Here is a 14,798-nt window from a genome sequence, read left to right as displayed (position 1 = left end):
AATGATTTTTGATAAAGATGGCAATACCACCATTGTACTTCAGGAAGATGCGTCGCTACAGACCTTTATAAGCAACCTGAACGGGGCTTATGACAAGATTAAAAATGACCATATCATTCTAAACCTCTTTTCCTTTACCCGGCTTACTGCCGGGGATATTTTGGAGTTCCTCAACATCTCTAATGCCCACAGGGCATCGGGCAAGTCGTTTGTACTGGTTACCAACAAGGTGAGCTATGATGAACTCCCCGAAGAAATCAGCGTGGTACCCAGCATTCAGGAAGCCAAAGACATCATTGAAATGGAGGAGATAGAACGGGATCTCGGTATTTAGCAGTAAGCACGAGAGCTTTTTTGATCATCCTGTGGATGATTGAAAAAGGCTGCGAGATGATGCCGCTGGATAAAGTAATCAATAAACAATAATCAATAAACAATTAGGATTTGATTTATCATTTAGCCCAGATAAATATCGCAAAAATGCTTGCTCCGATGGATAGTCCTATTATGGCCGATTTTGTGGCTAACCTGGACAGAATAAATGCTCTGGCCGATGATAGCCCCGGCTTTATCTGGAGGTTACAGGGGGAGGAAGAAAATGCCACTGCCCTCAGGGTTTTTGAAGACAATTATCTTATTGTAAACATGTCTGTCTGGAGTTCAATAGATGCGCTCTTTGCTTTCACCTACCAGTCTGCCCACAAAGAAATATTTAAAAGAAAAAAAGAGTGGTTCTCTAAGATGAAAGAGATGCACATGGCCTGTTGGTATGTTCCTCAAGAGCATGAGCCTACTACTGAAGAGGCTAAAGAGCGCCTGGCCTTTCTCAATGCCAATGGTGAAACTCCTTATGCATTTACTTTTAAAAGCAAGTTTGTAGCAGCAGATGCTGCTAAATTCAGACCCTGAAAAATTTGAAAATTTAGAACAAAAAAGGGGGAATAGTGAGGGAGATATGCTCCTTACACTCTCAAATCAATTTTAATTTATAATTTAATAGTTGTGAAACTCACTATCCTCGGTTGCTATGCTGCCACACCAACTACCAGGTTTAATCCCAGCGCACAGCTGCTGGAAATAAAGAACCATTTGTTCTTAATAGACTGCGGGGAGGGGACCCAGGTACAATTGCGCAAACACAAAATAAAATTCACCAGGATCAACCATATATTTATTTCCCACCTGCATGGGGATCATTTCTTTGGCTTACCGGGTTTAATTTCCAGTTTCAGGTTGTTGGGCAGGGAAAGGGCATTGCATATTTATGGCCCAGTAGGCCTTAAGGAAGCCATTACCCTTTTACTAAAGCTGGGGGACTCATGGACCAATTATCCGCTTATATTTCACGAACTGAGCTCGGACAACAGTGAAAAAATCTATGAAGACGATAAAGTAAAAGTGACCACCCTGCCTTTGGACCACCGGGTATATACCAATGGCTTTTTATTTAAGGAAAAAGAAGGTGATCGTAAGTTAGATGTTGAAGCGGCCAGAAAGTATAAAATAGACAAGAGCCAGTTTCAAAACATAAAAAAGGGCGCCGGTGTTACCCTGGATGATGGCACCTATTTACCCAACGAGCAAGTAAGTCTTCCGCCTCCAAAACCAAAAACCTATGCCTATTGTAGCGATACAATGTACCAACCTGCATTGGCGGGTCGAGTTACCGGGGTAGATGTGTTGTATCATGAAGCTACTTTTCTGCATACCGAAGCTCACCTGGCCAAAAAAACAAAACATACCACTGCCAAACAGGCTGCACAGCTGGCCCAGAAAGCCAATGTTGGATGTCTTATCCTGGGACATTACTCTACCAGGTACAAGTCGCTCCGTCTTTTTAAGGAAGAAGCAACCAGGGTATTTCCATATGTAGAATTGGCTGAAGATGGCAAGGTGTTTAATTTTTAGTGTACAAATAAATGGATGCTTTTAGGGTAGTTTCCTTCTCCAAAATCTCGTAAATTGCAGTTTAAATTGGGACTATGGAGAAAGACCTGAGTAACTACAGAAGAGCATATAAGAAGAGCGATCTTACAGAAGACCATCTTTCCGATAATCCCATGCAACTTTTTCAGTCGTGGTTCTATGAAGTGGAAGCCACCGATGGTATTGAGGAGCCCAACGCCATGACCGTGGCCACCACTGGCCTGGACGGTTTCCCGAAAAGCAGGGTCGTGCTGCTCAAGAAATACACCTTCGAAGGTTTTATTTTTTATTCTAACTACGAGAGCGAGAAAGGGCTGGCTATTGCCAAAGACCCAAGGGTGTGCCTCTCGTTTTTCTGGCCGGTGCTAGAGCGGCAGATCATCATAAAAGGCAAAGCCGAGAAGCTGGCGGAAAACCTTTCGGACGGGTATTTTGAATCGCGTCCGGATGGCAGCAAACTAGGGGCTATTGTGTCCGAGCAAAGCAAGGTGATCCCCTCCAGGGAATTTCTGGAAGAGGCCCTCGGAAAATTGGAAAAGGAATATCAGGATAAAGAAATACCACGGCCAGCCAATTGGGGAGGATACCTGGTTAGGCCCTCATGTATAGAATTCTGGCAGGGAAGGCCCAACAGACTGCACGATCGTATACGCTATTCCCTTCAGAAAGATTACAATTGGAAAATAGAACGATTGGCACCCTGATGGGGTAGAACGGGGTAGTAATCATAATTTTCAGAATTGTTGAATATGTAAGCGCAATGGCTTAAATTTAATGTTGCGCCCAGGGATAACCATTTTTAAAGAACAACGAAGGCCAATGAAAGAATTGATATTAATAAGACACGGAAAATCTTCATGGGAATACGCTGTGGGTGACAAGGACCGCCCCCTGCTCAAAAGAGGTATTAATGACGGGCATTTGGTAGCCAATGCCTTTGCAGCTAAACATATAAAAATTGACGCTGCTTTCTCTAGCCCTGCTAACAGGGCCCTGCATACCTGCATGATAGTAGTTAGGGTATTGAACTATCCGCTGGCTAATTGTAAAATCACAGAGGCTTTGTACGATTTCTCAGGGGGTAGTGTCATGAGCTTTGTCCGTGGCCTGGACGATAATTTGGATACGGTCATGATTTTTGGTCATAACCATGCCTTTACCGAAGTAGCTAATGATTGGGGCAACCAGGCTATAAGTAATGTACCCACCTCAGGATTGGTGCATTTAAAATTTAATGTAGAGCGCTGGGCGGACATAAATCACGGGATAACTGCTAATACTATCTTTCCAAAACACCTCAAATAATGGTTAAACCAAAATATGAATACATAAACAGGGAGATAAGCTGGCTCAGTTTTAATGAACGGGTGTTACAGGAAAGTGCAGACCCCAATGTGCCACTGATAGAGCGGTTGAGGTTCCTGGGGATATTCTCTAACAACCTGGACGAATTTTTTAAGGTGCGCTACGCCACGGTCAAGAGAATTGTGGTGGCCGGGAAAAAAGGAAAAAGTGCCCTTGGGGGCGAAAAAGCCAAGGACTTGCTAGACGAGATCACCAAAATAGTAATTGAGCAACAGGCAGAGAGTCAGATACTATTAAAAAACATCGTCAATGAACTAGAGCAGCAGAACATTTTTATTATTGATGAGACCCAGGTAAGCGAGTCTCAGGAAGAGTTTTTAAAGGAATATTTTATACAGAATGTAAGTCCGGTCTTAATGACCATCATCCTCAACGATCTGGCTGAATTTCCATTGTTGAAAGACACGGCTGCCTACCTGGCGGTGAAGATGACATTGGTAGACGAAGAGGTGGCAAAAGGGATTAAAGAAAAGGAGGTGAGGTATGCGCTTATTGAGATCCCGAGAAGGATTGGCCGTTTTATAGAATTGCCAAAGGAAGGCGATAAGCACTATATCATGATCCTGGACGACCTTATCCGCTATTCACTCCGCAGCATTTTTAATATGTTTTCGTACGAGTCTGTTTCTGCACATATGGTAAAGATTTCGAGGGACGCAGAGTTGGATATAGACAATGACCTTTCTAAAAGTTTTATAGAGAAGATATCCTCTAGTGTGGAGCACAGGAAAATTGGCGATCCGGTGCGTTTTGTTTACGATAAAAATATTGCTCCCGATACCCTGGCCTTTCTGAAAGAAAAAATGAATATAGCGGATACCGATAGCGTAATCCCCGGAGGCCGGTACCATAACAGGAGAGATTATATGGGCTTCCCGAGTCTGGGGAGAAATGAGCTGCTCTATAAAAAAATTACCCCTTTATTAATTAAAGGACTTAGCCTGGAGGGAAGTCTGTTAGAGGCCATAGCTAAGAAAGACTATCTTTTATATGCCCCCTACCAGACCTTTGCCTATGTCATAAAATTTCTCCGAGAAGCGGCACTAGATCCTAAGGTCAGGAGCATTAAAATAACGGTGTATAGATTAGCCAATGACTCTCAGGTGGCTTCAACATTAATTAATGCCGTTAAGAACGGTAAACAGGTAACGGTACAGATAGAATTACAGGCCCGTTTTGACGAGCAGGCAAATATTGAGTATGCAGAGCAGCTGCAGGCCGAAGGTGTAAAACTGATTTTTGGGGTCCCTGGTCTTAAGGTGCACAGTAAAATTTGTTTAATAGAACGTGAAGAGGAAACGGGATTAAAGCGTTATGGCTTTATCAGTACCGGTAATTTTAATGAGTCTACGGCCAAGATTTACACGGATTATACCTTGTTTACAGCCCATGCACCAATTCTGAAGGAGTTAAATAAGGTTTTTGCCTTTTTTGAAACTACCTATAAAATTAACAAATACAAGCACCTGGTGGTTTCTCCGCATTACACCAGAAATGTTTTTAACAGGCTGATAGATAAGGAAATAGAAAATGCAAAGGCAGGGCAGGAGGCCTATATAAAAATTAAAATGAACAGCCTTACCTCTTATAAGATGATAGACAAGCTGTACGAGGCCAGTAATGCAGGGGTTAAGATACAGTTGATTATCAGGGGCATTTGCTGCCTTATCCCCGGAATGCAAGGGATGAGTGAGAATATTGAAGCCATTAGTGTGGTAGACAAATTCTTAGAGCACCCCAGGGTTTTTATTTTCTGCAATCTGGGAGATCCTAAAATCCATATCAGTTCGGCAGACTGGATGACCAGGAACCTGGACAACAGGGTAGAGGTAGGATGCCCTATTTATGATGAAGATATTAAACAGGAATTTATAGATACTTTCAATATTTCCTGGGCAGACAATGTAAAAGCCAGGGTGTTTAATAAGGAGCAGGACAATGCGTATAGAAAAAATGGAAATGAAAAAATAAGATCTCAGTTTGCGATGTACGACTATTATAAGGCCAAACTGGAGCAATAGTTTTAATTTTGCTAATTGCTAATTGCTAATTGCTAATTGCTAATTGCTAATTGCTAATTGCTAATTGCTAATTGCTAATTGAATTAACCGTGTATGCTTTCCTTTTTACCCAGTTCGGCCATAATCCCGGCCTCATAATCTAGCAGTTCCTGCCATTTTTTGTCGACGGTTTTCCGGTCGCCATACTTTCGGGCAAATTTTAAGAACATGGTATAATGGCTGGCTTCGCTTACCATAAGCTTGTGGTAAAAAGCCGCCAGTTTTTTGTCTTTTAATTCTTCAGAGAGTAACCTGAACCGCTCACAACTTCTGGCTTCAATTAACGCGGCATACAAAAGACGGTGAACCAATTGGGTAGTTCTGCTGCCTCCCTTGGGAAAGAATTTAAGCAGAGCCAGAACATATTCATCTTTTCTATCTCTACCCAAGGTTTTACCCCGGGCAAGGATAAGATCATGTACCATTTTAAAATGCCCCATTTCTTCTCTGGATAAGGCAATCATCTCCTGGATAAGTTCCGGGTATTCGGGGAAGGAGACAATTAATGAAATTGCCGTACTGGCGGCCTTCTGCTCACAATAGGCATGGTCTGTAAGGATTTCGTCAATATTCTTTTCTGCGATATTCACCCAACGTGGGTCTGTTGGTAACTTTAAGCCTAACATCTTCTGTTTTTTACAAAATTAAGAAGATGAATTTATTCTACCCCATCAAGAGAAGCTATATTGAGGATAATAATTGATGTAGTTTGCTGTTATCTTAATATATTTGATGGCCCTGACCAGTACAGACCATCTAAGACCAGGGGCAAAGCTCTTTTTTAATTTACAAACAAGGAATTTTGTCCTTTATATACCCTAGAATCAAAGCTGTAATATGCAATTAAAAAATACGGGAGATACATTAGAAGCAATTATTAAACATAATGCATCTGCTGAGGAAATAGAATGGATTGCGGAAAAATTGAATAAGATTATTTCCGCCAAATCTGCCAAAGATCTTTATTTGTCTTATAGCTTGCTTTCCGGAAAGGTAAGTACAGCAAAAGAAGTTAATTTTCCCAACCAGGAAGAGCAGCTCAGTAGTTATATGGCTGCACAACAGGCAAACTTGTTGCAAATAAGCAGGATTTACCTCCTGGTAAAGGTTTTGGAGGAAGATGCGGATTATTTCCTTCCAAAAGTAGCCAGGCTGATTCAGTTGGCAGACACGGGAGAGCTGGAAACCTTCTTAAAATTTCTAATACTGCTACCCCATGCAGAGGAGTATAAGAATGTGGCGGTTGAAGCCTTGCGTACTAACATAGCCACAGTTTTCGATGCCATTGCTCTTAATAACCCATATCCGACCAAATACTTTAATGACCAGCAATGGAATCAGATGTATTTAAAGGCGGCCTTTATGCAGCGAAATCTGAATGAGATTATGGATGTGGAAAAAAGGGCCAACAAAGACCTGACAAGGATAATATCGGATTATGCTCATGAAAGGTGGGCCGCATCCAGGGATATAGACCCGCTCTTTTGGAGACCGGTGAGTAATTTTATCGAAGGGGTACTACTAGAGGATATGCAACGTTTATTAGAAAGTAGTCATCCCCAGGAGGCAGCTGTTGCTGCTCTTTGCTGTTTTTATTCTGAGCAACCCTCCGCCAGGGCATTATTAGATAAATATCCCGAACTAAAGGAAAAAGTTAAAGCTGATAGTATAAGCTGGAAAAATTTAAAAAGCACTAATTTATGAACGACAATTTAATTTATATAGATCCTCATGTTCACATGACTTCACGTACCACAGACGATTATGAAGCCATGGCTGCTGCCGGAGTGGTAGCGGTGATAGAGCCATCGTTCTGGCTGGGACAACCCCGGACTCAGGTAGGTTCTTTCCAGGATTACTTTAGTAGTCTGGTGGGTTGGGAACCCTTCAGGGCCAGTCAGTTTGGTATTAAACACTACTGTACTATTGGGCTCAACTCCAAGGAGGCCAATAACGAGGCTTTGGCAGAAGAGGTAATGGAATTGTTACCACTTTATCTGCATAAGGAAAATGTAGTGGCCGTTGGTGAAATAGGTTACGACGACCAAACCCCGGCTGAAGACAAATATTTCCGGGCGCAATTAGAATTGGCAAAAGAATTGGATATGACGGTGCAGGTACATACCCCGCACAGGGATAAAAAAGCAGGAACTATTAAAAGCATGGAAGTCTGTATTGAGCATGGCTTAGACCCGGCTAACGTCATAATAGATCACAACAATGAAGAAACAGTACAGGAGGTATTAGACAGAGGATTTATTGCTGCCTTTACCATCTATCCCAAGACCAAAATGGGAAATGAAAGAATGGTAGAAGTGGTTCGTAGGTTTGGCAGTAATAACATCATTGTAGATAGTTCGGCAGACTGGGGTGTAAGCGACCCTCTTGCGGTTCCTAAAACAGCTTCTTTAATGATAAAAAGAGGGATAGCCAGAGAAGATGTCATTAAAACCTGCTATTCTAACGCCTTACAGGCCTTTGGAAAAAATGGGAAGATGCGCGAAGAACACTGGCTAAAACCACAAGGCATTAACCAGACCCAATTATTTAATGATAATAGTGTGCTAAGAGGGCAGGAGCCCAGGGTAGATGACGATAAAATAGCTTAGGATGCATCCTGTTATTTTAGCCTTAGCCAGATTAACAAGACCTGCCAATTTACCTACTGCAGCAGCAGATATACTGGCCGGAGCTTCCATTGCAGGGATTATCCCCGCAGCCATCCAGTCCTTGCCTATTGCCGTAACCGACACCTATAATTTACTTTTCCTGGTTTTGGCTTCTGTGTTCTTATATGCGGGGGGAGTCACTTTAAATGATGTTTTCGACGCCGAATTGGATAAAACAGAAAGGCCGGAACGCCCTATTCCATCAGGGATCATCTCAATAAGATCGGCCGCTACTTTTGGAGGATTGCTTCTATTGGCAGGGGTTATTATGGGGTTTTTAAGCAGCAATGCCAGTGGGATAATTGCGTGTATTTTAGCGGTTAGTATTTTGCTTTATGATTCATTTTCCAAGAAATTTGGTTTTTTAGGTCCTTTAAATATGGGTATTTGCAGAGGACTCAATCTGGTATTGGGGATGTCTGTGCTCGGAGAAATAAACTGGTTTTGGTATGCCATTATACCGCTGGTGTATATCTTTGCAATTACAATGATCAGCAGGGGGGAAGTACACGGGTCTAATAAACGGCATATTGTACTGGCTGCAATACTTTATATCTGTGTAATAATTTCCATTTTGACCATTGTACTGCTCAGCTCAGCGAATAATTATACGGGTATCCTCTATTTGTTGTTCTTTAGCGTAGTGATATTCAGGCCTTTAACCAAAGCTTATACGGTAAATTCTCCGGAAAATATCAAAAAGGCAGTGGTTGCCGGGATTTTATCATTGATAATAATGGATGCTTCCCTGGCTGTAGCTTTTAGTGGCTGGTGGTACGGATTATTGGTAATATTATTACTGCCCTTGTCTGTTTGGTTATCACGAATATTTGCCGTTACATAATAGATTTATGATGGAATTAAAACCTATACAACAGTCTTTTTCAGTGGCCTATGCCTATAAATTGTATTTTACAAATGGACTGTTTGATACTGAAAATACGCTGTTCAGAGATATCATGGCCACCTATAAGCCCAACTCAACAAGTAAAGTACTGTTTATTGTTGATGACGGAGTGGTAAAAAAGCACAAAGATCTTCTCGCAAAAATAGATCGCTATTGCAATACCCATAAAAAGACCATTCAACTTACCCAGAGTATCATTGTGAAGGGTGGAGAGCAGACCAAAAATTCTGAAAAGAGCCTTAATAAAGTGCTCAAAGGGGTCAACGAAAATGGTATTTGCAGGCATTCTTTTGTTGTTGTGATAGGTGGTGGGGCTGTTATTGATATGGCGGGTTATGCCGCTGCAATTGCCCATAGAGGGGTTAAACTCATCAGAATACCCACAACAGTACTGTCGCAAAACGACTCTGCAGTAGGGGTAAAGAACAGCATAAATATATTTGGCAAGAAAAACTTTATTGGCACATTTGCGCCCCCTTATGCCATAATAAATGACAACAATTTCCTGACCACTTTGCAGCAGCGCGATTGGATTGCAGGAATCGCGGAGGCCATAAAAGTGGCGCTGATTAAAGACGCTTCCTTCTTTGATTATGTACGTAAACACACCAGAGAACTTAGGGAGAGGGAAATGGAGCCCATGCAGTATACCATTTACCGCTGTGCCGAAATGCATATGCAACATATTGCCGGTGGAGGAGATCCCTTCGAAAACGGATCCTCCAGGCCGCTTGATTTTGGACATTGGGCAGCCCACAAATTAGAACATATGTCTAATTATAAAATCAGGCATGGCGAAGCCGTTGCCAAGGGTATGGCCTTAGATGTTACTTACGCCCATCTTACAGGGCTTATCCCGGCTCAGGTACTGGATCAAATCATCACGGTGATGCAGCAGATTGGTTTTGATCTCCAGATTCCGGTAAAAACAGATTCCGAGATTAATGAGCTCTTAAATGGCATACAGGAATTCAGGGAGCACCTTGGCGGGGAACTTACCATTACCCTTATCAATGGAATAGGCAAAAAATACGATGTACACCAAATTGATATGGAGGTGATGAAAGAGGCAATTACCCACCTCAACAACAGATCTAAACTAAATGTGGCTTAGCCGATGCTGATAAAGGGCAAACATCACGTTACCTATTGCACCAATATACATCCGGGTCAGGATTGGGACAATACCTTTAAACATATAAAAAAATACGTTCCTGAAATAAAAAAGCAGGTGGCTCCAAATATTCCTTTTGGTTTGGGCCTTCGGCTCTCGAATAAAGCAAGTGAACAGCTCAATGAAAAGGACCATCTTTCGCAGTTTAAAAAGTGGCTCGATACTGAAGACGTCTATGTCTTTACTATGAACGGTTTTCCTTATGGCAACTTTCATGATGAGCGGGTAAAAGATAAAGTACACGCGCCAGACTGGACCACCCCGAAGCGGCTAAGCTATACAAAAAGGCTGTTTCAACAATTGGCTATTTTGCTGCCCGCAGGTATTTCAGGCGGCATCTCTACCTCACCAATTACTTACAGGCACTGGCATACTTCCGAGGAAGATATTAATTCGGCTTTTGAAACCGGAGCCAAACACTTTACGGAAATTATCTCCCATCTTTATCAAATTGAAGAACAAACAGGGAAGTATTTACATTTAGATATAGAGCCAGAGCCCGATGGCTTATTGGAGAACAGCGATGAGGTGATCCGTTTTTTTGAAGATTATCTCATACCCATCGCCACTACCCAATTGAAGTCTAAGCATGCCTGGGATCAAGAAGAATCCCGGAAATATATTCTCAGGTATATAACCTTATGTTATGATATCTGCCATTTTTCCCTTGCCTATGAGGAACCAATGGCGACGTTTAAGAAGCTGGCAGGTAAGGGCATTGGTATAGGAAAAATACAGGTGAGTGCAGCTTTGAAGATCTTGTCAGACCAACAACAAAACAATGCTATTTGGGAAACGCTTTCCCGTTTTGATGAACCTACCTATTTGCATCAGGTTACAGAAAAAATTGGAGACCAGGTAAGAACTTATAATGATCTGCCTGCTTTGCTCAAGGCTAAACCCAACTTTAAAGAACTGAGGGCACATTTTCATGTTCCTATTTTTTTAGAACAGTTTGAAGCCCTTTATTCTACTCAAGATCACATTCTAAAGGTTATTGAGGTACTTAAAGAGGAACAAATTTCAGATCATCTTGAGATAGAAACCTATACCTGGGATGTTTTGCCAGCCGCTTTAAAAAAAGACCTCGTTGCATCTGTAGTGAGGGAGATCAACTGGCTCAAAGAAAGACTTTAAAAAAATGAAGAAAACGATAGTCATAAATGTAGTAGGGCTTACAAACAGACTAATAGGCGAGCATACCCCATTTATTAAATCGTTCCTTGATAAAGGGCAGGCTACTGTTATACAACCCATGTTACCGGCAGTGACCTGTGCTGTGCAAAGCACCTATCTTACAGGCAAATGGCCTGCTGAACATGGCATTGTAGGGAATGGCTGGTACTTTAAAGACGAATGTGAAGTAAAGTTCTGGAGGCAAAGTAATCGGCTGGTGACCGCAGAGAAAATTTGGGACAGATTGAAACAAAAAGATGCTGGTTTTACTGCAGCCAACCTGTTCTGGTGGTACAATATGTATTCTAATGCAGATTACAGCGTTACCCCAAGGCCAAACTATTTGGCCGATGGGAGAAAAATTCCAGATGTATATTCAGAGCCTTCCAATTTAAGAGATTCGTTACAGGAAAAGCTGGGTACCTTTCCGCTCTTCCATTTCTGGGGCCCTAAGACCAGCATAAAATCCAGTCGGTGGATTGCAGACGCTACTATCGCAACAGATGAACTTCACCAGCCTACATTAACTTTGGTATATTTACCTCACCTGGATTATAACCTGCAGCGGCATGGGCTGAATTTTGATAAAATAGCCGTAGATTTAAGGGAGATAGACGAAGTAGTTAAACATCTGGTTAGTTACTATGAAAAGCAGGATTGTGAAATAATACTCCTTTCCGAATACGGAATTACCAATGTTAGTCATCCCGTACATTTGAACAGGATATTAAGAGAGCATGGATATATTGCCATCCGCGAAGAAAGGGGGCTAGAATTATTAGATGCGGGTGCCAGCAGGGCTTTTGCGGTTGCAGATCATCAAATGGCGCATATTTATCTGAACGATAAATCCCTAAAAGATGAGGTACGTCTATTGCTCCAGGGTGTTGAAGGCGTTCAGCAGGTATTGGGGCCGGAAGAAATTGCTCAGCAACATTTGCAGCACGACAGAGCTGGAGATTTAGTGGTAGTTGCCGATAAAGATTCCTGGTTTACGTATTACTTTTGGTTAGACGATGCCAGGGCGCCAGATTATGCTCGCATGGTTGATATTCATAAAAAACCCGGTTACGACCCGGTGGAAATGCTGACAGACCCCTCAGATAAGTTGGTAGTGCCTAAGGTAATAGGGAAATTGCTAAAGAAAAAGATGGGTTTTAGGACCGTCATGAACATTATTCCGCTTAAGGCAGAATTGGTGAAGGGCTCTCATGGCAGAATACCGGAAGATACGGATGATTTCCCGGTGTTTATTTCAACAAGAAAAAACAGCCTGCCAGTATCGCCTCTTTCACCGGTAGATATATGTTCCCTGATAGAGGAACATGTTTTGGACGATAACAGCACTGATTAATAATTAAAACCGAGAACCAATGAAGACCTTATTCAAAATTCTTTCCCTAGTTTTTTCGATCATGTTTATTTATGGAGCCGTGGTACAATACAATGACCCGGATGCCTTAATATGGTATCTAATTTATGGAGTAGCGGCCCTGGCATCTATACTCTTCTTTATGGGCAAATTAAATTATAACCTGGCGGCACTATTATGTGTTCTTTACCTTATAGGAACTTTCTGGAATTGGCCGGAGCAATTTGAAGGAGTTACTATTGGTGAAGGAGATATTGTAAACATAGAAAAAGGAAGGGAAGCCCTGGGCACCTTAATTATTTCTGTGGTGATGCTTGTATATGCCATGAGAATACGGTTTGGATCTAAATCATAGGTCCAGGTCGAATGTCTTTCTCAAAACATCTATAGTGGCGTTTTTCTCCCGAAGTTTGTTGTATTTCTCTTCCGGGGTAAAGGCAAACTTTTTGGCTGTTTCTTCATTGACCGTCACCTTGAGGGTGATAGCATAATTATTGAGATTCTTCTTTAGGTACATCATCAGATCGTGCTGTTCTCGCTCAATTTCCTTTTTCATGGTATAATTGGGAAGTACAATTCCAATGGTGGTTTCGTCTATTAATTTAGGCAGGTCTACATTTAAGTTTGAGGCCAGGATCTTTCTGCCCTGGTCATCCAGTTTCTTAACAAATTCTTCCCAATACTGCTGCATTTCTTCTTCCTTAAATGGCGCCGTAGGATAATCTGCTTCGTCTATCTCATTTTCCTTTTTAATTTTCTCGTGTTCCTTTTTGGCTTTAAGACTAGAAAGTGATAAGCCGGAAACTCTTTTGGTCCTTTCCTTTATACTTATTTTTTTTGGAGGTTCTGAGACCAAAACATCATCATCATTGGGTTCAGCCACAGGCAATTGTTCCTTGAGCTCCTCTTGTTCTTCCGAGATTTTCTCGCCTACCTCGCTAATAGGTACCCCGGCTACTGAGGGCGATATTGTATCGATAGTAACTTTTGGTTGCTCCGGATCTTGTATTTGGCTAAAATAGGAGGCGGGAATTAAGCTAGTTTTACCCTCAACTAAGGAATTAGGATTTTTTTTTTGCTCGTCAAAATTAATTGAGGCGAGTTTCATTAAGGTGAGCTCTACCAATAATCTTTGGTTTTTGCTGGTCTTGTACTTCAGATCACAATCGTTGGCAATGTCAATGGCCTTAAGGAGAAAATCTTCAGAAGTTTTAGCAGACTGCTCTAAATATTGTTTTTTGGCCGTTTCACCAACTTCTAGCAAAGGCACGGTGTTCTCGTGTTTGCATACCATCAGATCTCTGAAATGAGAGGCAAGTCCGTTAATAAAATGATGCCCTTCAAACCCCTTGGCGAGGGTATTGTTTAAAAGAAGTAGCAATTCCGGGATATTGTGCTCAAGAATAAGGTTGGTGGTAGCGAAATAGGTGTCATAATCCAGAACATTCAGATTCTCTGTTACGGCTTTTCGCGTTAATGTCTTACCAGAAAAACTAACTACCCTGTCAAAAATAGAGAGGGCATCGCGCATGGCTCCATCGGCTTTTTGCGCAATAATATGCAGTGCATCATCCTCTGCTTCCACGCCTTGTTGCTCCGCTATATATTTTAAATATTCAGCAGCGTCTTTCACGGTAATTCGCTTAAAATCGAATATTTGACACCTGGACAGTATAGTGGGAATAATTTTGTGCTTCTCTGTGGTGGCCAGTATAAAGATGGCGTGCTTTGGAGGCTCTTCGAGGGTCTTTAAAAAGGCATTAAATGCCGATTGTGAAAGCATGTGTACCTCATCTATAATATACACCTTATACTTGCCTACCTGGGGAGGAATCCTCACCTGATCTATAAGACTTCGAATATCATCTACAGAGTTGTTGGAGGCCGCATCGAGTTCAAAAATATTAAAAGCAAAATCTTCATCTTCCGCCTCAGAACCGTCAGAATTTATCTGCTTTGCCAGGATTCGTGCACAGCTGGTTTTGCCAACTCCCCTGGGGCCGGTAAAAAGCAGGGCCTGCGCCAGGTGGTTATTTTCAATGGCGTTGGTAAGTGTATTGGTAATAGCCTCTTGCCCAACAACATCTTTAAATGTCTGGGGTCTGTACTTCCTGGCCGATACAATAAAAGGTTCCAAATAAACTAGATT

General features: G+C 41.9%; 15 protein-coding genes. 13 read left to right on the top strand and 2 right to left on the bottom strand.

Annotated features, from left to right (window positions below):
• Position 1: 1 nt before the first annotated feature.
• From J1G40_RS14540 to ppk1, 6 genes are all read left to right on the top strand, one after another.
• Positions 2 to 334 carry a ribonuclease Z gene (locus tag J1G40_RS14540; RefSeq protein ID WP_265243380.1) on the top strand — a complete coding sequence of 111 codons (333 nt, stop codon included), beginning with the start codon at positions 2 to 4 and terminating at the stop codon, positions 332 to 334.
• 110 nt (positions 335 to 444) lie between these two features.
• Positions 445 to 909: a DUF3291 domain-containing protein gene (locus J1G40_RS14535; protein WP_265243379.1), complete on the top strand. Its 465-nt coding sequence runs from the start codon at positions 445 to 447 to the stop codon at positions 907 to 909.
• Positions 910 to 1,002: 93 nt separating this feature from the next.
• Complete coding sequence (locus J1G40_RS14530; protein WP_265243378.1) at positions 1,003 to 1,908, top strand: ribonuclease Z; 906 nt, start codon at positions 1,003 to 1,005, stop codon at positions 1,906 to 1,908.
• 74 nt (positions 1,909 to 1,982) lie between these two features.
• Positions 1,983 to 2,630 (top strand): pyridoxamine 5'-phosphate oxidase, encoded by a 648-nt coding sequence (pdxH, locus tag J1G40_RS14525; protein ID WP_265243377.1) that lies wholly within the window; start codon positions 1,983 to 1,985, stop codon positions 2,628 to 2,630.
• Positions 2,631 to 2,745: 115 nt separating this feature from the next.
• Complete coding sequence (locus tag J1G40_RS14520; RefSeq protein WP_265243376.1) at positions 2,746 to 3,231, top strand: SixA phosphatase family protein; 486 nt, start codon at positions 2,746 to 2,748, stop codon at positions 3,229 to 3,231.
• On the top strand, positions 3,231 to 5,312 hold the full coding sequence (ppk1, locus tag J1G40_RS14515) for a polyphosphate kinase 1 (protein ID WP_265243375.1): 2,082 nt from the start codon (positions 3,231 to 3,233) through the stop codon (positions 5,310 to 5,312). The genes J1G40_RS14520 and ppk1 overlap by 1 nt, the downstream gene beginning before the upstream one ends.
• A gap of 83 nt (positions 5,313 to 5,395) precedes the next feature.
• Here ppk1 and J1G40_RS14510 read toward each other — a convergent pair whose 3' ends face one another.
• Positions 5,396 to 5,977 carry a tRNA-(ms[2]io[6]A)-hydroxylase gene (locus J1G40_RS14510; protein WP_265243374.1) on the bottom strand — a complete coding sequence of 194 codons (582 nt, stop codon included), beginning with the start codon at positions 5,975 to 5,977 and terminating at the stop codon, positions 5,396 to 5,398.
• Positions 5,978 to 6,188: 211 nt separating this feature from the next.
• Here J1G40_RS14510 and J1G40_RS14505 point away from each other — a divergent pair, with 211 nt between their 5' ends.
• The 7 genes from J1G40_RS14505 to J1G40_RS14475 are packed head-to-tail and all read left to right on the top strand — an operon-like array spanning position 6,189 to position 13,004.
• Positions 6,189 to 7,055 (top strand): EboA domain-containing protein, encoded by an 867-nt coding sequence (locus J1G40_RS14505; protein WP_265243373.1) that lies wholly within the window; start codon positions 6,189 to 6,191, stop codon positions 7,053 to 7,055.
• Positions 7,052 to 7,960: a TatD family hydrolase gene (locus J1G40_RS14500; RefSeq protein WP_265243372.1), complete on the top strand. Its 909-nt coding sequence runs from the start codon at positions 7,052 to 7,054 to the stop codon at positions 7,958 to 7,960. Before J1G40_RS14505 ends, J1G40_RS14500 begins: the two co-directional genes overlap by 4 nt.
• A gap of 1 nt (position 7,961) precedes the next feature.
• The gene (gene eboC / locus J1G40_RS14495) at positions 7,962 to 8,864 is read left to right on the top strand and encodes a UbiA-like protein EboC (RefSeq protein ID WP_265243371.1); all 903 of its coding nucleotides are present in this window, start codon (positions 7,962 to 7,964) and stop codon (positions 8,862 to 8,864) included.
• A 7-nt stretch (positions 8,865 to 8,871) separates the two neighbouring features.
• Positions 8,872 to 10,041 carry a 3-dehydroquinate synthase gene (locus J1G40_RS14490; protein ID WP_265243370.1) on the top strand — a complete coding sequence of 390 codons (1,170 nt, stop codon included), beginning with the start codon at positions 8,872 to 8,874 and terminating at the stop codon, positions 10,039 to 10,041.
• 3 nt (positions 10,042 to 10,044) lie between these two features.
• Positions 10,045 to 11,238, top strand: a complete 1,194-nt coding sequence (gene eboE / locus J1G40_RS14485) for a metabolite traffic protein EboE (protein WP_265243369.1) — start codon at positions 10,045 to 10,047, stop codon at positions 11,236 to 11,238.
• Positions 11,239 to 11,242: 4 nt separating this feature from the next.
• A complete protein-coding gene (locus tag J1G40_RS14480; protein ID WP_265243368.1) occupies positions 11,243 to 12,631 on the top strand; it encodes an alkaline phosphatase family protein in 1,389 nt (462 codons plus the stop codon).
• Positions 12,632 to 12,650: 19 nt separating this feature from the next.
• Positions 12,651 to 13,004, top strand: coding sequence for a transmembrane 220 family protein (locus tag J1G40_RS14475; RefSeq protein WP_265243367.1), 354 nt, complete (start codon positions 12,651 to 12,653; stop codon positions 13,002 to 13,004).
• Here J1G40_RS14475 and J1G40_RS14470 read toward each other — a convergent pair.
• Positions 12,999 to 14,786 carry a DNA polymerase III subunit gamma/tau gene (locus J1G40_RS14470; protein WP_265243366.1) on the bottom strand — a complete coding sequence of 596 codons (1,788 nt, stop codon included), beginning with the start codon at positions 14,784 to 14,786 and terminating at the stop codon, positions 12,999 to 13,001. The two genes, J1G40_RS14475 and J1G40_RS14470, sit on opposite strands and share 6 nt — an antisense overlap.
• Positions 14,787 to 14,798 lie beyond the last annotated feature (12 nt).

It is taken from the genome of Muriicola sp. Z0-33 (assembly GCF_026126425.1).
Lineage (GTDB): Bacteria > Bacteroidota > Bacteroidia > Flavobacteriales > Flavobacteriaceae > JAFMPW01.
The sequence above is the reverse complement of the archived record's forward strand: the minus strand, read 5'-3'. Positions and strand labels throughout refer to the sequence as shown.

What these genes read in the sequence shown, in the direction of transcription:
- J1G40_RS14540 (WP_265243380.1), top strand. Translation starts at nt 2, where the DNA reads ATGATTTTTGATAAAGATGGCAATACCACCATTGTACTTCAGGAAGAT.
- pdxH (WP_265243377.1), top strand. Translation starts at nt 1,983, where the DNA reads ATGGAGAAAGACCTGAGTAACTACAGAAGAGCATATAAGAAGAGCGAT.
- J1G40_RS14520 (WP_265243376.1), top strand. Translation starts at nt 2,746, where the DNA reads ATGAAAGAATTGATATTAATAAGACACGGAAAATCTTCATGGGAATAC.
- ppk1 (WP_265243375.1), top strand. Translation starts at nt 3,231, where the DNA reads ATGGTTAAACCAAAATATGAATACATAAACAGGGAGATAAGCTGGCTC.
- J1G40_RS14510 (WP_265243374.1), bottom strand. Translation starts at nt 5,977, where the DNA reads ATGTTAGGCTTAAAGTTACCAACAGACCCACGTTGGGTGAATATCGCA.
- J1G40_RS14505 (WP_265243373.1), top strand. Translation starts at nt 6,189, where the DNA reads ATGCAATTAAAAAATACGGGAGATACATTAGAAGCAATTATTAAACAT.
- J1G40_RS14500 (WP_265243372.1), top strand. Translation starts at nt 7,052, where the DNA reads ATGAACGACAATTTAATTTATATAGATCCTCATGTTCACATGACTTCA.
- eboC (WP_265243371.1), top strand. Translation starts at nt 7,962, where the DNA reads ATGCATCCTGTTATTTTAGCCTTAGCCAGATTAACAAGACCTGCCAAT.
- J1G40_RS14490 (WP_265243370.1), top strand. Translation starts at nt 8,872, where the DNA reads ATGATGGAATTAAAACCTATACAACAGTCTTTTTCAGTGGCCTATGCC.
- eboE (WP_265243369.1), top strand. Translation starts at nt 10,045, where the DNA reads ATGCTGATAAAGGGCAAACATCACGTTACCTATTGCACCAATATACAT.
- J1G40_RS14480 (WP_265243368.1), top strand. Translation starts at nt 11,243, where the DNA reads ATGAAGAAAACGATAGTCATAAATGTAGTAGGGCTTACAAACAGACTA.
- J1G40_RS14475 (WP_265243367.1), top strand. Translation starts at nt 12,651, where the DNA reads ATGAAGACCTTATTCAAAATTCTTTCCCTAGTTTTTTCGATCATGTTT.